The sequence below is a fragment of the Puia sp. genome (genome assembly GCF_036500295.1).
GTDB lineage: Bacteria > Bacteroidota > Bacteroidia > Chitinophagales > Chitinophagaceae > Puia.
This window is the reverse complement of sequence record NZ_DASYCH010000082.1, coordinates 83,974-103,307: the sequence shown is the minus strand read 5'-3', so window position 1 is coordinate 103,307 and position 19,334 is coordinate 83,974. Positions and strand designations below refer to the sequence as shown.

Genomic DNA, 19,334 nt, shown 5'->3' with positions numbered 1-19,334 from the left:
AACCATGTCGCTAAACCGGGAAAAGCTTCGTCAGCATTTTGATGAAGAATACCAAAAATTGAATGAACAGCAGCGCCTGGCCGTGGACACCACGGAGGGCCCGGTTATGGTCATTGCCGGTCCGGGAACGGGTAAGACCCAGATCCTGGCGGCACGCATCGGTAAGATCCTGCTCGAAATGGACGTGGTCCCGGGGAATATCCTCTGTCTCACCTACACGGATGCCGGCACCATTGCCATGCGCCGGCGGCTGTTATCCTTTATCGGGCCGGATGCCTATAAGGTCCACATCCACACTTTCCATTCCTTTTGTAACGATATTATCCAGGAGAACCTGCCCCTTTTTGAAAAAACGGCGCTGGACGCCATTTCCGACCTGGAACGGATCCAGCTGTTCAAGGAACTGATCGACGGGTTCCCCAAGAATCATCCGTTAAAACGCTATCGCGGGGATGTCTATTACGAGATGGGCAATCTGAAGAGTCTTTTCTCGACCATGAAAAGGGAAGGCTGGACCCCTGCATTTATCAACGGGAAGATCGATGAATACCTGGCCAGCCTGCCTGGCCGCGAAGAATATATCGCCAAGCGGGCTACCAAGGAGTTTAAGAAGGGCGATCTCCGCACCGATAAGGTCGAAGAAGAGAGAGAACGGATGAACAAGCTGCACGCAGCGGTAAACGAATTCGACCGCTTCCAGGAATTGATGCGAAAGCATAACCGGTATGACTTCGACGACATGATCAACTGGGTGATCGGAGTTTTTGAAGGGAATAAGGCCTTGCTTTCGTCCTACCAGGAACGTTACCAATATATTCTTGTCGACGAATACCAGGACACCAGCGGAACGCAAAACAAGCTCGTCAGCCTGCTGATCACTTATTGGGAACAGCCCAACGTCTTTGTGGTCGGGGACGACGACCAGAGCATTTATCGCTTCCAGGGAGCCAACGTGGAGAACATGCTGGACTTCGCCCATCAGTATCAAAAGGATCTCCTGACCGTGGTCCTGACCAATAATTATAGGTCCACCCAGCCGATACTGGATATTTCAAGGGCGCTTATCGAGCGCAACGAGGAGCGCCTTGTCCGGCAACTGCCCGGCCTTTCCAAGCAGCTGGTGGCCAGCCATCCGCACACCGCCAGACTCCATTACCCCGCAAGACTGCTGGAATACCTCAGTCCCCGGCAGGAGATGACGGGTATCACGCTGCAGGTCGAGCGGCTGCTGGCCGAAGGCGTCACGCCCGGGCGCATCGCGATCATTTATAAAGAGAACAAATATGGCGAGGAACTGGCGCGATTCCTCCAGCTGAAGAATATCCCGGTATACAGCAAACGCAGTGTCGACCTGTTCACCATCCCGCTGGCCCGGCAGATCCTGCTGTTGCTTCGCTACCTGGCGGCAGAACATGACGCCCCTTACGGTGGCGATGAGATGCTTTTCGAGATCTTGCATTTCTATTTCTGGGGGATCGCCCCCATCGAGATAGCCAAGCTATCCGTCGAAGTGGCAGACAGGCAATTTGGTGACCAGCGGACCTCTATCCGCCGGCTGCTGGCCGAAAAAGCCGCCCGTCCCGCCCGTGACCTCTTTGATCCGGGATTACCCGAAGGACTGAAGAAGGCAAGCAAGGTGCTGGAAAAGCTGATCGGAGAAGTGTCGAACGTTACCCTGCAGCAACTGTTCGAACACTGCATCCGCGATACCGGCATCCTCAGCACGGTGCTGGCCGCCCCGGACAAGATCGGTCAGATGCAGGTGCTGACGGCCTTGTTCGATTTTATCAAAGAAGAGACCAGAAGGAACGCCGATCTCAACCTCGAGCAGCTGATCCAGATGATCGATCTGATGAAGGATAACGAGCTTCCCCTGCCGCTGATCCGGGTTTCGGGCAGTGACAAGGCCGTGAATCTGCTTACGGCGCATGGCTCCAAAGGCCTGGAATTCGAATATGTATTCTTCGCCGGGGTCAATGCGTCTACCTGGGAAAAGAAACGGCGGCCGGGTGGCGGCTACAAATATCCGGATACGCTGTTTGCTTCCACCACCGCTTCGGAATCCAGCGGGGACGAAGAGTTGCGGCGGCTTTTTTATGTGGCGCTGACGAGGGTGGAGCAGCACCTGACCATTTCCTATCCCCGATACCGGGATGATGGAAAAGAGCTGGAACCTTCCGTTTTTCTTGCCGAAATATTAGAAAGTCAGGCCCTGGCTTTTGACAAGGTGACCATCTCCGCGGAAGACCAGGCGATGTTCGACACATTGCCCTTCAGCGACGCCATCGCCCCGGAGATCCAGGCAGCGGAAGAAGATTTTATCGGCCGGATGCTGGAGAAGTTTGTGATGAATGTTACGGCACTGAACAATTACCTCAAGTGCCCGCTGGAGTTTTATTACCGCAACCTCGTCCGCATTCCCTCGCCGAAGAACGAGGCAACCGAATTCGGCAGTGCCGTGCATTATGCCTTGCAACGGCTTTTCGAGAAAATGCGGCTGCACGCCGCCGAACAGTTCCCCGAGAAAAAGGAGATGCTGGCGGATTTTGAATGGTATATGCGCCGTCACCGGGAGATCTTTACAAAAGAAGCCTTTGCCCGGCGAATGGAATATGGCCTTGAAGTGCTGGCCAACTATTACGACAAATATCTGCTGTTGTGGAACAGGATCGTCGCAGTGGAAAGAAATATCCGCAATGTGGTCGTCCGGGGAGTGCCGTTAAAGGGGAAGTTGGACAAACTGGAATTCCAGGGTAAGGAAGTGAATGTGGTCGATTATAAGACCGGCGATGTAGATAAGGCCCTGGACAAGCTGAAACCTCCCAGCGGCAAGAATCCGGACGGGGGCGACTACTGGCGGCAGGCTGTTTTCTATAAGATCCTGGTCGATAGCTATGAGCAAAAGGACTGGAAGGTCGTCAGTACGGAATTCGATTTTGTAGAGCCCGACAAGAAAAAGGAGTACCGGAAGGTCAAGATCCTCATCATGGAGGAAGATATCACTACCGTCACGCAACAGATCCTGCAAACCTGGCAGAAGATCCAGAACCGGGAGTTTTATACCGGGTGTGGCAAACCGGACTGCCATTGGTGTAATTTCGTAAAAACCAATAATCTAGCCGTCGCGCTCCATGAGGTTGGTGAAGAAACGGAGGAGGAGGCCTGAGGCCGGCCGAGCCTTGCCCGGCCCGGCTCTGAATGGCGCCCGGCCCGGAACTAAGGGGCGCCTGGCGGGTGCCTAAAATAACATTTTGTTGAGGCTAAACGCATTATGTTTGCAAAATGAAGATCAAGACCGGGCTTTGTTTTCTCCTGTTGTTCTCCCTGTTTATCATCTGTATCATCGGCCCCATGGGATGCGCCAATATCGTCGCGCCGCTGGGTGGCCCGAAGGATACGATCCCGCCCCGCCTGATCTCCGCCATTCCAAAGGATTCCACAAAAAATTTCACCGGAAAAAAGATCATCTTCAGTTTTGACGAATATATCGACGGAAAGGATATCCGCACCGAGTTGCTGTTCTCACCGGTGCCCAAGATCGACCCGATCGTCGACGCAAAGCTGCGGACGGTTACCGTGCGCATCAAGGATACGTTACAGGACAGCACTACCTATGCGCTGTACTTTGGAAGGGGCATCAAAGACGTAAACGAAGGGAATATCCTCCGCAACTTTACTTATGTATTTTCCACGGGTAACACGATCGACCGGGGGGACTTCAGCGGCAGCGTGGTGGTTGCCAACACCGGCAAGCCGGATAGCACGTTAGTGGCCGTACTACATGATAAATTCGATGATTCGGCCGTTGTCAAGAACCGGCCCCGCTATATTGCCCGATGCGACAGTGTCGGCAGGTTCCATTTCCAGTATGTCAAACCGGGAACCTATGCACTCTATGCCCTGAAAGATGAAGGCGGAAGCCATAAATATCTTTCGAAGGCTCAGCTGTTTGCTTTTGCCGATTCTCCCGTCACTGTCGGCGCCCACACGCCGCCCGAGGCGCTTTACGCCTATGTAGAAGGTCTTGATTCGGTCAAAAAGACCACAACGGGCGGAACGACAAAGCCGCCTTCAGCACCAAAGAGTACCCGGAAGGAAAGCGACCGGAGGTTGCAGGTTACGGTCAATACTCCCAACAACGAATTCGATGTGCTCGATACGTTCCGGCTTAGCTTCTCTTCGGGTTTGAAGGTTTTCGACTCGACCCAGCTGCGGTTTACGGACGAGGGTTATCATGATATCGACATCCGGAAATATCACTATGCCCGCGACTCCACCAATAAGATCGTCACCCTGTTCTATGTCTGGCCGACCGACACCAAATATCATCTTATCCTGCCCAGGACCTTTGGTCAGGATTCCAGCGGCCGGAAGCTGTTAAAGGATGATTCGATCAGCTTCAAGACCAAGAAGGATATCGACTATGGAGAGATCCGCATCCGGGTTCCCAGTCTTGATATGTCGAAGCACCCGGTGCTGCAGTTCGTTTCGGGAGACAAGATCAAATACACCCTGCCTTTCAACAGGCGGAAGGAAGTGCGGCAGCTTCTCTTCTCGCCCGGTGAGTATGAACTGCGTATCCTGTATGATACGAACGGCAATATGATCTGGGATCACGGGGTCTTCTTCGGAAAGAACAAAAAGCAGCCCGAAAAGGTGATCACCATCCGGAAAAAATTGAATGTCAAGCCCAACTGGGACAATGACTGGGATGTCCCCCTGTAACCGGGGCTGCGAATGAATGGCAGCCTTGTCGTATCTTTACAGGATGCAATTTTCTTCTTCTTTACTGGAGCAGGCGGTCAACGAATTTGCGAAGCTGCCGGGCATCGGAAAAAAGACGGCCCTGCGGCTGGTACTGCATCTGCTCAAGTCGGACAGCAGTAACGTGCAGGGTTTTGGCGAGACCCTGATCCGGATGCGCAACGAGATCAAATTCTGCCAGCGTTGCCATAACGTGTCGGATGCCGATATCTGCTCCATCTGTGCCAATTCGATGCGAAAACAGGAGCTGATCTGTGTGGTGGAAAGCCTGCGGGAAGTGATCGCCATTGAAAGCACACAACAATACAATGGGATCTATCATGTCCTTGGCGGGAGTATCTCGCCGCTGGACGGCATCGGCCCGGACCAGCTGAATATCGAGACGCTGGTATCGCGGGTCCGCAAGGAACATACACAGGAGCTTATCTTCGCCCTGAATCCCACCATCCAGGGGGATACGACGATCTACTATATCCAAAAGAAGCTACAGGATGCCAATGTGCGGATCACGACCATCGCCCGGGGAATTGCCTTTGGCGGGGAGTTGGAATATGCGGATGAGATGACGCTGGCCCGAAGCATTACCAATCGCCTGCCGGTCGAGAGCTACCGGGCGGGGGGCAGCGGGGGATGATGGGCCGCAGCCGGGGTGCAAGGGCTTGGATTCCGTTGCCCGTCGGATAGCCGACATTGTGGATACGGATATTTTGTGTAAATTTGCAGTCTACAGGCGGATTTGTTTATTGTTCAGCCTGCCAATTTCGGACGATGTCCGATTAAAATTGAACTAATAAACGGTTGAAATATCCCTCCTTTTCGTGGCTATTTCCTTCGTTTCTGGTTCTATCGGAGGAATAACACATGCAGACAACAACACGCACAAGACTGGAAGAAGCCCTAAAAAAACGCATCCTCGTTATCGACGGAGCCATGGGCACGATGATCCAACGCCACAAGCTGGAAGAGAACGATTATCGCGGTGAGCGCTTTAAAGACTGGCCCTCCGACCTGAAGGGCAATAATGACCTTTTGAGCCTGACCCAGCCGGCAATCATCGAAGGCATCCACCGTCAATACCTTGACGCGGGAGCCGATATCATCGAGACCAATACCTTCAATTCCCAGGCGATCAGCATGGCCGACTACCATATGGAAGCGCTGGCCTATGAGATCAATGTAGCCGCGGCGAAACTGGCCAGGAAAGCAGCTGACGATTTCACCGCCAAAAACCCGGATAAGCCGCGCTTCGTAGCCGGGGCCATCGGACCGATGAGCAAAACGCTCTCTCTTTCGCCTGATGTCAATAACCCCGGGTTCCGCGCCGTGACCTTCGACGAGGTGACCGCTGCCTACTATGAACAGGTAAAAGGACTGGTGGAAGGCGGGGTCGATCTCCTGCTGATCGAAACCATCTTTGATACGCTGAACGCCAAGGCCGCCATTTTTGCGATCAAAAAATTCTTCCGCGATACCCATCAACCCGAGCTGCCGATCTCGATCAGCGGTACGATCACGGACGCCAGCGGCCGGACCCTCAGCGGTCAGACCCTGGAAGCTTTTTATGTTTCCGTGATGCATGCCCGCCCGCTGAGTATCGGGCTGAATTGCGCCCTCGGCGCGCAGGAGATGCGGGCCCATGTGGAGGAGCTGAGCCAGATAGCAGCCTGCTTTACGTCGGCTTACCCCAATGCGGGCCTGCCCAACGCCATGGGCGAATATGACGAACAACCCGAAGAAACGGCCCATTTTATCGAAGAATGGGCGGCAAACGGATTTGTCAACATCGTTGGCGGCTGTTGCGGAACGACCCCCGATCATATCCGGCATATTGCCGATCATGTTGCCAGGATAACACCCCGGCCTTTACCCCTTATTGAAACCGAGCTTGTATAAATGACTATGACCACGATCAAACCCTTTCTCCGGCTTTCCGGCCTCGAACCTCTCGTTCTGCGGCCAATGACCAATTTTGTCAACGTGGGCGAACGGACCAACGTTACCGGCAGCAAGAAATTTGCCCGGCTGGTCCGCGAGGGCCTTTACGAAGAAGCGCTTAGCGTAGCCCGCCAGCAGGTGGAAAGCGGAGCGCAGGTTCTGGACGTCAACATGGATGATGCTCTGCTGGACGGAGAAAAAGCCATGCAGACCTATCTAAACCTCTTGCAGGCGGAACCGGATATCGCCAAGATCCCGATCATGATCGACTCTTCGAAGTTCTCGATCATTGAATCGGGGTTAAAATGCGTACAGGGGAAATGCATCGTCAACTCCATCTCCCTGAAAGAAGGCGAAGAAAAGTTCATCGAGCAGGCGACCATCTGCCTGAGCTATGGCGCCGCGGTGATCGTCATGGCCTTTGATGAGAACGGCCAGGCCGATACCTTGCGCAGAAAGGTCGATATCAGTGCGCGCGCCTATAAGATCCTGACGGAGCGGGTAGGTTTTGTACCGGAAGATATCATTTTCGATCTGAATATCTTCGCCATCGCCACCGGTATCGAAGAACATAACAACTACGCCGTCGATTTTATCGAGGCGATAAAAGAGGTCAAACAAAAGATGCCGCTTACCCGGATCAGCGGCGGTGTCAGTAATATCTCCTTTTCCTTCCGTGGAAACGACCCCGTACGGGAAGCGATGCACAGCGTATTTCTCTATTATGCTGTCAAGGCGGGGATGGATATGGGTATCGTCAATGCCGGTCAGTTGGTCGTTTATGATGAAATAGAGCCTAGGCTCCGTCAGCTTTGCGAGGATGTGATCCTGAACCGTAACGCGGACGCAACCGATAAGCTGCTGGCTTTTGCCGAAACGGTAAAAGCAAAGGGTAAAGAAGAAGTAAAGGATGAAGCCTGGCGCCACGGCACCGTGGAAGAACGCCTGAAACATGCCCTTGTCAACGGCATCACCGAATACATCGACGCCGATACGGAAGAGGCCCGGCAGAAATATCCCAAACCGCTGGATGTGATAGAAGGACCCCTGATGGCAGGGATGGATGTCGTCGGCGATCTTTTCGGCAGCGGCAAGATGTTCCTGCCACAAGTGGTGAAAAGCGCCCGGGTGATGAAGAAATCCGTCGCCGTGCTTACGCCCTTTATCGAACTGGAAAAGGAAGAGAGAAGGAAGAACGGCACCTCGGGCGAGGAAGCGGCCGGCGCGGCCAGGATCCTGCTGGCTACCGTGAAAGGAGATGTTCATGATATCGGCAAGAATATCGTCGGCGTGGTGTTGGGTTGCAACGGCTATGACATCATCGATCTCGGTGTGATGGTGCCGGCCGATAAGATCCTGGACATCGCTAAAAAAGAAAAGGTGGATGTCATCGGACTGAGCGGACTGATCACGCCATCTCTCGATGAAATGGTGCATGTGGCCCGTGAAATGAAAAGACAGGACTTTCATGTTCCGCTGCTGATCGGCGGGGCCACCACGTCGCGGATGCATACCGCGGTGAAGATCGCGCCCGAGTTCGACAATGGAGTAGTCCATGTACTGGATGCCTCCCGGAGCGTCACCGTCGTGGGCTCGCTGCTCAACGCCGAGCAAAAGCCGGATTTCCTGCAGAACATCAGCAAGGAGTACAAGAAACTGAAAGAAGATTTTTCCAATAAAAAGAGTGTCAAGCAATATCTCTCCTTTGGCAAGGCCCAGGAGAACCATGTGCCAATCGACTGGAACGGATTCAAGCCCGTAACCCCGGGCTTTATCGGAACAAAGGCTTTCGATGGCTATGACCTGGCCGCTATCGCCGAGTATATCGACTGGGGTCCCTTCTTCATCGCCTGGGAGATGCACGGCAAATTCCCGCAGATCCTGAAGGACGAGGTCATTGGGAAAGAGGCGACCCGGCTCTACAACGATGCCCGGCAGCTGCTTGATACGATCATCCGTGAAAAATGGCTGAAACCAAGAGCTGTCATCGGATTTTGGCCTGCGAATTCGGATGGTAAGGATACGATCGTGGTGCAGACCGGCAACGAAGAGGTTCGACTCGAATGTCTGCGCCAGCAGATCAAGAAGGCGCCGGGTCAGCCCAACATTTCGCTGGCCGACTTCATCGCCCCGGCCGCTACGGGCAAGCAGGATCATATCGGCGGCTTTGTCGTCAGCATCGAAGGCATCGAACCGCATATCCAGCGATTCCAGGACGCGCTCGACGACTATAACAAGATCACGCTGCAGGCGCTGGCCGACCGGCTGGCCGAAGCCTTTACCGAACTGCTCCACGCAAGAGTGCGGAAGGAATTCTGGGGCTATGCAAAGGAGGAGCATCTTGGCAATGACCAGCTGATCAAAGAAGAATATCTGGGTATCCGTCCCGCCCCGGGCTATCCCGCCTGCCCCGATCATACGGAAAAGAGAAAGCTGTTTGCGATGCTTGACGCGACAAAACAGACCGGCACAATCCTGACCGAATCACTCGCCATGTACCCCGCTTCTTCGGTAAGCGGCTGGTATTTTGCCAACCCGCAAAGTAAATATTTCGGTGTCGGCAAGATCGAGAAAGATCAGGTAGTGGACTATGCCGCGCGAAAGGGGATGCCGCTGGAAGATATTGAGCGCTGGTTAAGGCCGGTGCTGGAATACGATCTATAAGCTCCGTAACTTTTTTTGCGCATCCCTGGCGTCCCCGACGCCAAGGCCGAGAAGAATGATCCCGATGATCTTCGACGGCCAGTGGACGAACGCCGCGAGATGCAGGAGGACCAGGCTGACCGGAATGATCAGGATCAATGCCAGGCCGATCAGTATTGCCGTATAAGGCTTTTTCCTTGCCCATAGGGCGAGAAGAAAATAGATCAACGCCACCAACAGGGTCAGCGGCATGCCGACCGGAGTTTCCCGCCAATAGGGATCGGGAACAAAAATGATGGCGGATGCAAATGAAACGGCCGCCATAATGAATAAAAAAATTCGAACGGTTTTCAGCTGTTTGCGGAGGAGATCGGTATCCAGTGGTTCTTCCATGACGATAGTCAGTAATTTGTTAAGGGCCTTCGGCGGCGAGAAGATAATAATAATTTGCTTAATTTTGCAACGGCTTTAAACAATATCTTAATATAAAGCTCAATAGCAAGTTTATGATGCCGAGTGGCCTGCGTTACCGAATTCTTACCCTGAGTCTGCTTTTGACAGTACTGCCTTTTTTCGTCTTTGCCCAGCAGCAACCCGAAAAGAAGAAAAAGAAATTCATCAAGGAAGTATACGCTTCATGGGGTTATAATGGCGAGTGGTATACCCACAGCACTATTCATGTCTCGCAGCCCAAGCTGGGGAACAACTATGATTTTGTTCATGTCAAGGCGCATGATCACCCCGGCTGGAACGAAGGGCTTTTCAGCAAGGCCCTCTCTATTCCCCAGTACAATTACCGGCTTGGCTTCCTGCTTGACGAGAAGCGCGGATGGGGTTTCGAGATCAATTTCGACCATACCAAGTATATCTTTGCCGATCAGGATGTGCGGCTGAAGGGTACCCTCCACGGACGCTCCGTGGATACAACGATCGCCTTCAATCAGGCCAATGGCTTCTACTATTATTTGAACAATGGAGCCAACTTTCTTCTCTTCAATGTGACAAAACGATGGCATCTGCTAAAGACCGCCAATGAGAATGTGAAAGTGGACTTCCTGGCGAAGTTTGGCGTGGGTCCGGTGATCCCGCATACGCAAAACAGTCTCTTCGGTCAGACCAATCATCAGGGTTTTCAGTTCGGCGGCTGGAATACGGGGTTTGAAAGTTCGCTTCGCGCCACCTTCTTCCGGTATGCGTATCTCGAATATTCCAATAAGATCGACTATGCGCGCTATTCGGGTCTGAACCTTTACGAAGGCAAGGCGCACCAGGCCTTTGGTACGTATGAGATGATCCTGAGCATCGGCCTGATCCTTCCGACTACCGCGAAGAAGTAATTCCTCCCTGCGCGGGAACGGCCGGCTTTTTTTCGAACAGCCACCATTTCCTTTTACGGGCTTTTTCCCGGTAATTCTTCTTTATGAAGGTTTCGATATGCTGCGCGGCCTCGGCGATGCTGTCGGTCAGCAGCACGAGGGACAGGTCTTCTTTTGCAATGGTTCCCTGCCGGGCCATGGATCCCATATAATCGAACAGCGGGGCGTAGTATTTTTTCCCGATGAGCACGATGGGGAATCGTACAAGGGTCTTTGTCTGGACGAGGGTCAGGGTCTCGAAGAACTCATCCATCGTTCCGAATCCGCCGGGCATGATCACAAAGGCGTAGGAATATTTGACCAGCATCACCTTCCGCACAAAAAAATGTTCAAAGGTGATGGTGGTCTGTACATAGGGGTTGGCGGCTTGTTCGAAGGGGAGTTTGATATTGCAGCCGACAGACATCCCGCCGCTTTCAAAGGCTCCCCGGTTGGCGGCTTCCATGGTACCCGGTCCGCCGCCGGTCATCGTTGTAAACCCAAGGGCGGCGATCTGGCGGCCCATTTCCCGGGCGGACTGATAATGCGGGTGATCCTCCTTGAAACGGGCCGATCCAAAGACGGTGATACAGGGCCCGACGAAATGAAGCGTGCGAAACCCCTTTATAAACTCCCGAAAGACCTTCCAGGCAAAACCGAATTCGTAGGTTCTGCTTTTGGGACCTTCGAGAAATTGGGTGTCTTTTGCAGGTATGATCCGGTGTAAATGTTCCATTCTGAAATAGTAAATTGCGCGTAATTTAATGTAATCATCGCTATGTCCTCACTACGTATCGTCAGTTATAATGTTAACGGCATCCGGGCCGCTATGAACAAGGGGTTGGTCGATTGGCTGAAAACCGGCATTGCCGATGTTTTCTGTGTGCAGGAGACGAAGGCACACCGGGATAATGTGGCGCATGCGCTATTTACCGAGCTCGGGTACCACGACTACTGGTTCCCGGCGCAGAAGAAGGGATATAGCGGTGTTGCCGTTTTCAGCAAGATCAAGCCGGATAATGTGGTGTATGGAACGGGCCATGCCATCAGTGATGAGGAGGGCCGGGTCATCCAGCTGGACTTCGGCGATCTCCGGTTGATAAACGCTTACTTCCCTTCCGGGACAAGCGGTGAACAAAGACAGGGATATAAATATCAATGGCTGGAGGAGATGTATGACTATCTCGGCCAGTTGAGGGAAGAATATCCGCGACTCGTGCTTTGCGGTGACTATAATATCGCGCATAAAGACATCGATATACACGATCCGAAAGGCAATAAGAATAACTCGGGGTTCTTACCCGGGGAAAAGGCGTGGATGGACAAGTTCCTGGCCAGCGGCTGGATCGACTCTTTCCGGCATATGAACCCCGACCCACACCGTTATACCTGGTGGAGTCAGCGGTTTCCTTCTGTCCGGCTTCAGAATAAAGGCTGGCGGATCGACTATATCAGTGTTACGGAGCCGTTGCAGCAGCGGGTGTTAAGCGCTGATATCTACCACGATATAAAGCATTCGGATCATTGTCCCGTGTTTTTGGAGCTGGCCTTAAAATAGCGGGCTGCGCGCTTCCGCATACCAATCCTGGCAATTATCTTTATTGACATGGAAATTATTGCCATACTACTCCTTTTGGTCGTGATCCTGATGATCCTCTTTTTTCGGGATCATATGGATAAGCGGATGGACCGGCTGGAACACGAGATCAGGATGCTGAAAGAAGAGAAAGCCGCCCCACCTATCGTTAAAGAGACGGAACCCTACAAGCCGATGGAACGCGCGGCTTCGGTCCCCATCGAACCTCCGCACTTCCGGCGGATGGACGAGGTGAGTCCGTCGCCCGCGACGCCGCCAAAACCGCCACCGTCATCGGTGACACCGCCACCGCCAAAACCGGATTTCTTCGACCGGCATCCCGATATGGAAAAATTCATCGGCGAAAACCTCATCAGCAAGATCGGCATCGCCGTTCTGGTGCTGGCGATCGGCTTTTTTGTAAAGTACGCCATCGACAATGACTGGATAGGGCCGATCGGCCGTGTCGGGATCGGTTTGCTTTGCGGCGGGATCCTTATCGGCATCGCCCACCGGCTTCGCAATCATTATACGGCATTCAGCTCGGTTCTGGTCGGCGGTGGTCTTGCGGTGCTCTACTTTACGGTCGCGCTGGCCTACCACGAATATCAGCTGTTCGGCCAGGCCACGGCATTCGTGATCATGCTCGTGGTGACGGCCTTTTCGGTCCTGCTCTCGCTTCTTTACGACCGGCAGGAACTGGCCATCATCGCGCTCGCGGGCGGGTTTATCACCCCATTTCTCGTAAGTAACGGCGCCGGCAACTATGTCGTGCTGTTTAGCTATCTGCTGATCCTGAATGTGGGACTGCTGGTCATCGCCTACAACAAGATCTGGCGGCTGCTCAACATCCTCTCCTTTGGCTTTACCGCGCTGCTCTTCGCCTCCTGGCTCCTCTCGCTTCCCTATGATGCCCCCGCGGCTACGTATCGCGGCGGATGGGAATTCGGCACTGCCTTTTACCTGTTGTTCTTTATCATCAATATTGCTTATACCGTTCGCAACAGCAAACATTTTATCGCCTCGGATTTCGGTATCCTGCTGGCGAATACCTGTCTTTATTTTTCGGCTGGACTTTACTTTATCACGCAGTTGGGGGACGAACGGTATAAAGGTTTGTTTTGCGCCCTGATGGGTGTTTTCCATCTCGGCGCCACCTGGTTCCTTTTCCGAAAAGTCGCCGTTGACAAGAACATCCTCTATCTTCTTGTGGGGCTGACCTTGTCGTTTGTTTCGCTGACGGCGCCTATCCAGCTGCACGGGCATTATATTACGCTTTTCTGGGCTTCCGAGGCGGTGCTGCTTTACTGGCTTTTCATCCGCAGCCAGATCGGGCTGATCCGGATTGCCGCTATGCTGGTTTGGGGTGCTATGCTGATCAGTCTGGTGATGGATTGGATGAGTATCTATGGCGACGGAGCATTGTCGATCGTGCCGGTCCGGCACACTGTCTTACCCATCGTCTTCAATAAAGGGTTTATGACGGGATTATACGCGTCAATCGGTTGTTGGGCCCTGTTCTATCTTCGGCCGGGAGCATTTTGGGCAAGGTTCACCCTCATCGCCGCCGGAGCGCTTTTCTATATCGACGGGTTGCTGGAGATTGTCTATCAATTTCAGGGGCACTACCCCGCATTCGATCTGTGGGTGCTGTATGTACTGCTGTACACCTATCTATGCGTAGCCGCCTTTGCCTGGTATACCCAGCGGCTGGCCCCGGAGTGGTTCCGGCGGGTGAGCGGAGGGCTGCTGGCGGTGGGATTACTGGCGTACCTGGGTTCGCTTGTCGCCGTATTCAATATTCAGCAGTATATCCTCGAGACGGGCAACCAGCGCGGTCATTTTATCGCGCATTGGGTTGGCGATCTGCTGATCGGCTGGATCCTGTTACGACTGGTCACCCGGAGCCGGCGGGAGAAATTAGTGGTGGAACCAATGCTTTTCACCTGGGTCATCTGCATTATAATCGTCACGTTTCTGAGCGCGGAAGGCCAGCTATTGATAAATGCGTTATTCTTCTCCCATGAGAACCAACTGAGTGAATTGTCCCGGGTGTATAATAAAACCGGCTTGCCCATCCTTTGGGGACTCTGCTCTTTCGCCTTTATGTGGCTGGGGATGCGGTATAAATTCAAACCGCTGCGGATCGTGTCGCTGGCGCTGTTTGCCCTGACCTTGCTGAAGCTGTTTTTATTCGACATTCGAAATATCCCCATCGCCGGCAAGATTGCGGCCTTCTTCTGTCTTGGGATATTGCTGCTTGTCGTGTCTTTTATGTATCAGCGTTTGAAAAAGATCATTATCGAAGATGAAGAAAAGAAGCCGGTATAGATCCTGGGTGTTTGTTGTTGGGGTCCTCTTCCTCGCCGGCAATGCCGGTGCGCAGGGAAGCTTTGTCTGGCGCGCGGCACTCGACAGCATCCGTCAGGACGGATTCTACCAGGTGCTGCTTACTCCGCCGATCGTCGCGAAATGCGTCAGGCCCGATCTCGCCGACCTGCGTATCCTGGGTCCCGACAATCGTTTTGTCTCTTATGTCCTCAAAGACCCCCAGCGGCGCGAAGACACGACGCAGCCATGGCTTGCCCTGCCGCGCGCGATCCTGGCACAAAAAGACAGCAGCAACAAACACTCCTATATCGACCTGCGTTTTTCCGAGGCATTTACCATTGACAGGCTTGCGTTTGAGATCCGGGACCCCGTGTTTTACAAGCGGGACGCAACCGTCCTTGCCGAAGGAACGAATGGAACGGAATGGACGTCGCTGACTTCCGTTATCCTTGCGCCGAACAATATCATGCTGTCGATCCCCACCGTAAAGACGCGCAGGTTGCGGATAGACATTGCCAATGGAGACAACGCGCCTCTTGTCGTCACGGAGATATCATCTTTTCAGAAAGCGCGTTATCTTATCGCGTATTTGAAAGCAGGCGGGAGCTATGAGGTGCTGACGGGAAATGCGCTGGCTACGCCACCCGAATACGATCTTAAATATTTCACAGACAGCCTGAGATCCACGCCCTCCGTTCTGGTACCCGGGCCTATACGGCAAACATCCGTCAGCAATATTCAGCCGGTTGCACCCATTGAAAAAAAGCCGGGCGGCGAGCGCTCCGGCGGCCTTTTACTGTGGAGCATTTTGTTGGCTATATTGATCTTATTGGTTTACTTCAGTGTTCAAATGACAAAAGCCATCAAAAAAAAGGAACGGCATGATCGTGTATAACAGCACCTGCAAGGTGCGATGGGACATAGCGGAGGACTGGCTCTCCTGGCAGGTCGAAGAGCAGATCCCTGCGATCCTGAAGACGGGGCTATTCGATAATTATCAATTATATCGCCTGCTGGATCAGGATGAAGAAGAGGGCGCGACCTTTGTGATCCAGATGTTCACCAGTGACCTGGAGCGTTATGAGCAGTTTCTTATTGGGTTTTCCCCGGCATTGCAGCAAGCGGCATGGGAGAAATGGGGGGATGGCTTCATTGCGTTTCGCACGTTAATGGAGCGGGTCCAGTAACAATCGCGGGCAATATTGTGGCTGTGCGTTAATTGTGGAAAAACGACAAAAACCGCTACCACTCTATGTTTTAGCGATTTAAGCAATCTCCCACGTGGATTTTCACTAACGTCGATTCGCGCATAATCCTTGTCTGACGCGGTTTCGCGGGGTTGCACTGCTCTTGTGAAAATGTAAAAAAATTTTGTTTGATTCAAAAAGCGGGTATATTTGTTGCTGCTAATTAAACAAAATATTACACTATGAACAAAGCTGAATTAATCGCAAAGATTGCCGATGACGCTGGCATTACAAAAACTCAGGCGAATGCTTCCCTTGATTCTTTTGTTGAAGCAGTTACCAAGACGCTGAAAGGAAATGGAAAAGTCACCCTGGTAGGTTTTGGTACTTTCTCTGTCTCCAAGAGAGCTGCCCGTAACGGTCGCAATCCTCAGACTGGTGCTGTGATCAAGATCAAGGCAAAGAAAGTAGCTAAGTTCAAAGCAGGTAAAGAACTTTCTGCAAAATTATAACTAGTTCCTTCGGACTAGCAAAGCTCCGCTACCCTGGGTACCGGAGCTTTTGTAACTTTGGAAATAAATAAAATTTATCCGGTCGTCTGACGACGACTACAAAAATTACGATCATGGGAAGAGGAGATAAGAAAACAAAAAAGGGAAAGATATTCAAGGGCTCATTCGGCAAAAGCCGTCCTGCAAAGCCCGCGAAGAAATCAGCTCCTGCCGCAAAGGGCAAATAAGCTAATCGATCGCCGGTACCGATGTACCGGCGGTTTCATTTGATCAGGGCGCCAGCCGTTCTATGTTCCAGGTGCCGGTGTTTTGCAGGCTATAAAGCATCCTGTCGTGCAAGCGGCTGGGTCTTCCCTGCCAGAACTCCATCTTCACCGGCTTTACCACATACCCGCCCCAATGTCCGGGTCTCGGGATCGATTTGCCCGTCCACACTTCTTTTATTCGCTGTTCATTTGCTTCCAGCCATTCGCGGTTGTCTATCGGCTCGCTTTGAGGCGAAGCCCAGGCGCCGATGCGGCTGCCTTCCGGCCGGCTGTTAAAGTAGTCGTCGCTCATATTTCCGGGCGCCAGTGAAACGAGTCCGCTGATGCGAACCTGGCGTTCCAGCTCCTTCCAGAAAAGCACGAGGGTCGCCCTTGGATTTTCGAGCAGCTGCCGTCCCTTGACGCTATTGTAGTTGGTATAGAATGCAAATCCCTTTTCATCAAAACCCTTTAACAGGACGATGCGGGCATCTGGCATTCCGTCAGCCGAGGCGGTGGCGAGTGTCATCGCATTGGGTTCGTCGATGCCGGCATTAATGGCTTCCTGCCACCATTTGGTGAACTGAGCAAAGGGGTCTTTGAGAATATCTTTTTCCGTGAGGGTCTGAAGTTTGTATTCCTTACGTATGTCGGCAATAGTAGACACGCGGGATAAATTTTTTGGACCACGAAGGTACGTAACGTTTTATTATTCCATGCCCTGGGGAACGTCGCTGGGGGAGCCGGGAGTGCCGGTGATCTTTGCCAGGAGATTTTCCATATCCGTAACGCGGCGGAGCTGGCTTTCTATTTTCTTGTTATGTTCGGCTATCTCCTGCAGATCGTGGTTCAACTCTTCCAGAAAGGCTGAGCGCTTCTGGTATTGCAGCCGCTGGAAATTGGCTTCTTTCAGCTTTTCTTCGGTGTCGCCGAGGATGCGGGTCAGCCGCTGGTTCTCTTCGCGGATGGAGATGTATTTCAGCTTCATCTCGTCGTGTTCCTTGCCCAGCTTGAAATAAGCCTCTTTCAAACCGTCGTAGTCGGTGCCACGGCTGTTTGGCTGGGTAAGATAGGACTGCAGTTTCTGCAGCTTTTCCTGCAAGGTGTTGTATTCGTCGTAGACCTTGTCGAGGCGTTGGGTCATTTCTTCGGACAGCTTTTGCTGGTGCCGGAGATTGCTGATCTCCGTTTCCTTCTCTACAAGCTTCTGGGTGTTGTTGTGGAGCTGTTCGTTGAGTTCTTCGGTATGACGGACCAGTTCCTGGTTGCGGCGTTCGGAGTCTTCCATCAGGCGGGTCTGCTCCAGCAGGCGGTGGATGCTGTTGTTATGCTCCACCAGCTTTTCCTGGGCGGCCTTCAGCTGGTGCAAATAATCATTGGTATAGTCGGTGAGTGTCGATGTCGTGTCGTGCACCGGCTGGCTCTCGTCTTCTTCGGCCGGGAGGCTGGCCGGCGCGAGCTTCAACTCCACTTCTTCGAGTTGCGCGCGAACGATTTCCAGTTCGTGATTGACATCGTCGAGTTCTTTTCGTCTTTCTTCCAGCTCGATGGTGAGGATCTGCTCGTTTTCCTGGACCTGGGAAAGGCGTTCGCGCAGCTGTTGCTGGGACCTTTCCTGCATGTCCATATCGTTGTAATACTTAAGTTTCCAGTTATCGTTTTCGCTGATGCCGGCCGATTGGGCGGGTTCGCTGATCCGAAGGCTCTTCTTTGAGTTCCAGAAGAAGTGAATTGTAAACCCGAGAATGAGAGCGCCCAGTTCGCAGATGATTATTTCAGGAAGGCCCATTGTCAGTTGCAATCCCAATATAATGTTTAAGGTGGTTAAGGAGTTCATAATGGTTCGGAACAAAGTTTACCAAACAGACTACGTTAAAATACATTATTGCTATCCGGGGATATAACGATGAACAACGGGGGCCTTTTCATGGAATATTGACGGGGAGGAAGCAAGTGGAACTACTATGTTAGTAGTCAGTGGTATATAAAGGCCCAAATTACTATGGTTTGCTCAGATATGCAAATCGGCAGGGCCCTTTTTTAGTAGGTTAACTATCAATCCCTTACCAGGGTGCCAACCTTCTCTCCGCGAACGACACGCAGGAGGTTGCCGGGCCTGTTCATGTCGAAAACGATGATCGGCAGTTGATTTTCCATGCAAAGGGTGAAGGCGGTCATGTCCATCACCTTCAGATTTCGGGTGATGCACTCCTGGAAAGTAATGGATTCGAATTTTTCGGCGGTCGGGACCTTTTCGGGGTCGGCGGTATAGATACCATCCACCCGGGTTCCTTTCAGAATGACTTCCGCATTGATCTCGATTGCGCGGAGGGAACCTGCCGTGTCGGTTGTAAAGTAGGGATTCCCGGTGCCGGCGCCAAAGATGACCACGCGGCCCTTCTCGACGTGCCGGATGGCCCGGCGGCGGATATAGGGTTCGGCGATCTGCTCCATTTTGATGGCGCTTTGTAAACGGGTATAGACGCCGATCTTTTCCAGACCGGCCTGCATGGCCATTCCGTTGATAACGGTGGCCAGCATTCCCATATAGTCTCCGTGGGCCCGTTCGATGCCGGTCTCCGCTTCGTTCATTCCACGGTAGATATTGCCGCCACCGATGACAATGGCCACCTGTACACCCAGCTCTACAATGCTCTTGATATCCTTGGCATATTGCGCGATAACGCCGTTGTCAAAACCAAAACTCTTATCTCCCATCAGGGCTTCACCGGATAATTTGAGCAGAATACGCTTGTACTTTGGCACCATGTCGGATGATTCTAAAT

At 52.7% G+C, this 19,334-nt stretch carries 17 protein-coding genes; 12 read left to right on the top strand and 5 right to left on the bottom strand.

The window, feature by feature from the left end:
• Nucleotides 1-4 precede the first annotated feature (4 nt).
• The 5 genes from VGM48_RS16225 to metH all read left to right on the top strand — a co-directional run bounded on the left by VGM48_RS16225 (nt 5) and on the right by metH (nt 9,363).
• Nucleotides 5-3,166, top strand: coding sequence for an ATP-dependent DNA helicase (locus tag VGM48_RS16225; protein ID WP_331580971.1), 3,162 nt, complete (start codon nt 5-7; stop codon nt 3,164-3,166).
• 116 nt (nt 3,167-3,282) lie between these two features.
• Nucleotides 3,283-4,725, top strand: a complete 1,443-nt coding sequence (locus tag VGM48_RS16220) for an Ig-like domain-containing domain (RefSeq protein ID WP_331580969.1) — start codon at nt 3,283-3,285, stop codon at nt 4,723-4,725.
• Between the two features lie 43 nt (nt 4,726-4,768).
• Nucleotides 4,769-5,398, top strand: a complete 630-nt coding sequence (recR, locus tag VGM48_RS16215; RefSeq protein ID WP_331580967.1) for a recombination mediator RecR — start codon at nt 4,769-4,771, stop codon at nt 5,396-5,398.
• Between the two features lie 227 nt (nt 5,399-5,625).
• Nucleotides 5,626-6,657, top strand: coding sequence for a homocysteine S-methyltransferase family protein (locus VGM48_RS16210; protein ID WP_331580964.1), 1,032 nt, complete (start codon nt 5,626-5,628; stop codon nt 6,655-6,657).
• 6 nt (nt 6,658-6,663) lie between these two features.
• The gene (gene metH, locus VGM48_RS16205) at nt 6,664-9,363 is read left to right on the top strand and encodes a methionine synthase (RefSeq protein ID WP_331580962.1); all 2,700 of its coding nucleotides are present in this window, start codon (nt 6,664-6,666) and stop codon (nt 9,361-9,363) included.
• On the opposite strand, the gene VGM48_RS16200 is transcribed toward metH, so the two are convergent.
• A complete protein-coding gene (locus VGM48_RS16200; protein WP_331580960.1) occupies nt 9,358-9,735 on the bottom strand; it encodes a hypothetical protein in 378 nt (125 codons plus the stop codon). The genes metH and VGM48_RS16200 overlap by 6 nt on opposite strands.
• 113 nt (nt 9,736-9,848) lie before the next feature.
• Between VGM48_RS16200 and VGM48_RS16195 the strand changes: the two genes are divergently transcribed.
• Nucleotides 9,849-10,679 carry a hypothetical protein gene (locus tag VGM48_RS16195; protein WP_331580958.1) on the top strand — a complete coding sequence of 277 codons (831 nt, stop codon included), beginning with the start codon at nt 9,849-9,851 and terminating at the stop codon, nt 10,677-10,679.
• Here VGM48_RS16195 and VGM48_RS16190 read toward each other — a convergent pair.
• The gene (locus tag VGM48_RS16190; protein WP_331580956.1) at nt 10,663-11,433 is read right to left on the bottom strand and encodes a TIGR00730 family Rossman fold protein; all 771 of its coding nucleotides are present in this window, start codon (nt 11,431-11,433) and stop codon (nt 10,663-10,665) included. The two genes, VGM48_RS16195 and VGM48_RS16190, sit on opposite strands and share 17 nt — an antisense overlap.
• A gap of 42 nt (nt 11,434-11,475) precedes the next feature.
• On the opposite strand from VGM48_RS16190, the gene VGM48_RS16185 reads away from it, so the two are divergent.
• The 6 genes from VGM48_RS16185 (at nt 11,476) to VGM48_RS25555 (ending at nt 16,530) form a co-directional block, all read left to right on the top strand.
• Complete coding sequence (locus VGM48_RS16185) at nt 11,476-12,255, top strand: exodeoxyribonuclease III (protein WP_331580954.1); 780 nt, start codon at nt 11,476-11,478, stop codon at nt 12,253-12,255.
• 48 nt (nt 12,256-12,303) lie between these two features.
• Nucleotides 12,304-14,604 carry a DUF2339 domain-containing protein gene (locus VGM48_RS16180; protein ID WP_331580952.1) on the top strand — a complete coding sequence of 767 codons (2,301 nt, stop codon included), beginning with the start codon at nt 12,304-12,306 and terminating at the stop codon, nt 14,602-14,604.
• Complete coding sequence (locus tag VGM48_RS16175) at nt 14,582-15,499, top strand: hypothetical protein (RefSeq protein WP_331580950.1); 918 nt, start codon at nt 14,582-14,584, stop codon at nt 15,497-15,499. Before VGM48_RS16180 ends, VGM48_RS16175 begins: the two co-directional genes overlap by 23 nt.
• On the top strand, nt 15,486-15,791 hold the full coding sequence (locus VGM48_RS16170; protein ID WP_331580948.1) for a DUF4286 family protein: 306 nt from the start codon (nt 15,486-15,488) through the stop codon (nt 15,789-15,791). Before VGM48_RS16175 ends, VGM48_RS16170 begins: the two co-directional genes overlap by 14 nt.
• 242 nt (nt 15,792-16,033) lie before the next feature.
• On the top strand, nt 16,034-16,303 hold the full coding sequence (locus tag VGM48_RS16165; protein WP_188935012.1) for an HU family DNA-binding protein: 270 nt from the start codon (nt 16,034-16,036) through the stop codon (nt 16,301-16,303).
• 113 nt (nt 16,304-16,416) lie between these two features.
• A complete protein-coding gene (locus VGM48_RS25555) occupies nt 16,417-16,530 on the top strand; it encodes a 30S ribosomal protein THX (RefSeq protein ID WP_325590681.1) in 114 nt (37 codons plus the stop codon).
• 43 nt (nt 16,531-16,573) lie between these two features.
• Here the strand turns inward: VGM48_RS25555 and pdxH are convergent, their stop codons facing one another.
• From pdxH to pyrH, 3 genes are all read right to left on the bottom strand, one after another.
• Entirely contained in the window at nt 16,574-17,215 is a 642-nt protein-coding gene (pdxH, locus tag VGM48_RS16160; protein WP_331580943.1) for a pyridoxamine 5'-phosphate oxidase, read from the bottom strand.
• A 42-nt stretch (nt 17,216-17,257) separates the two neighbouring features.
• The gene (locus VGM48_RS16155) at nt 17,258-18,385 is read right to left on the bottom strand and encodes a hypothetical protein (protein WP_331580941.1); all 1,128 of its coding nucleotides are present in this window, start codon (nt 18,383-18,385) and stop codon (nt 17,258-17,260) included.
• A gap of 218 nt (nt 18,386-18,603) precedes the next feature.
• Nucleotides 18,604-19,317: a UMP kinase gene (pyrH, locus tag VGM48_RS16150; RefSeq protein WP_331580939.1), complete on the bottom strand. Its 714-nt coding sequence runs from the start codon at nt 19,315-19,317 to the stop codon at nt 18,604-18,606.
• Nucleotides 19,318-19,334: the final 17 nt, after the last annotated feature.

Coding starts and splice junctions, on each gene's coding strand:
- VGM48_RS16225 (WP_331580971.1), top strand. CDS start 5: ATGTCGCTAAACCGGGAAAAGCTTCGTCAGCATTTTGATGAAGAATAC.
- VGM48_RS16220 (WP_331580969.1), top strand. CDS start 3,283: ATGAAGATCAAGACCGGGCTTTGTTTTCTCCTGTTGTTCTCCCTGTTT.
- recR (WP_331580967.1), top strand. CDS start 4,769: ATGCAATTTTCTTCTTCTTTACTGGAGCAGGCGGTCAACGAATTTGCG.
- VGM48_RS16210 (WP_331580964.1), top strand. CDS start 5,626: ATGCAGACAACAACACGCACAAGACTGGAAGAAGCCCTAAAAAAACGC.
- metH (WP_331580962.1), top strand. CDS start 6,664: ATGACCACGATCAAACCCTTTCTCCGGCTTTCCGGCCTCGAACCTCTC.
- VGM48_RS16200 (WP_331580960.1), bottom strand. CDS start 9,735: ATGGAAGAACCACTGGATACCGATCTCCTCCGCAAACAGCTGAAAACC.
- VGM48_RS16195 (WP_331580958.1), top strand. CDS start 9,849: ATGATGCCGAGTGGCCTGCGTTACCGAATTCTTACCCTGAGTCTGCTT.
- VGM48_RS16190 (WP_331580956.1), bottom strand. CDS start 11,433: ATGGAACATTTACACCGGATCATACCTGCAAAAGACACCCAATTTCTC.
- VGM48_RS16185 (WP_331580954.1), top strand. CDS start 11,476: ATGTCCTCACTACGTATCGTCAGTTATAATGTTAACGGCATCCGGGCC.
- VGM48_RS16180 (WP_331580952.1), top strand. CDS start 12,304: ATGGAAATTATTGCCATACTACTCCTTTTGGTCGTGATCCTGATGATC.
- VGM48_RS16175 (WP_331580950.1), top strand. CDS start 14,582: ATGAAGAAAAGAAGCCGGTATAGATCCTGGGTGTTTGTTGTTGGGGTC.
- VGM48_RS16170 (WP_331580948.1), top strand. CDS start 15,486: ATGATCGTGTATAACAGCACCTGCAAGGTGCGATGGGACATAGCGGAG.
- VGM48_RS16165 (WP_188935012.1), top strand. CDS start 16,034: ATGAACAAAGCTGAATTAATCGCAAAGATTGCCGATGACGCTGGCATT.
- VGM48_RS25555 (WP_325590681.1), top strand. CDS start 16,417: ATGGGAAGAGGAGATAAGAAAACAAAAAAGGGAAAGATATTCAAGGGC.
- VGM48_RS16155 (WP_331580941.1), bottom strand. CDS start 18,385: ATGAACTCCTTAACCACCTTAAACATTATATTGGGATTGCAACTGACA.
- pyrH (WP_331580939.1), bottom strand. CDS start 19,317: ATGGTGCCAAAGTACAAGCGTATTCTGCTCAAATTATCCGGTGAAGCC.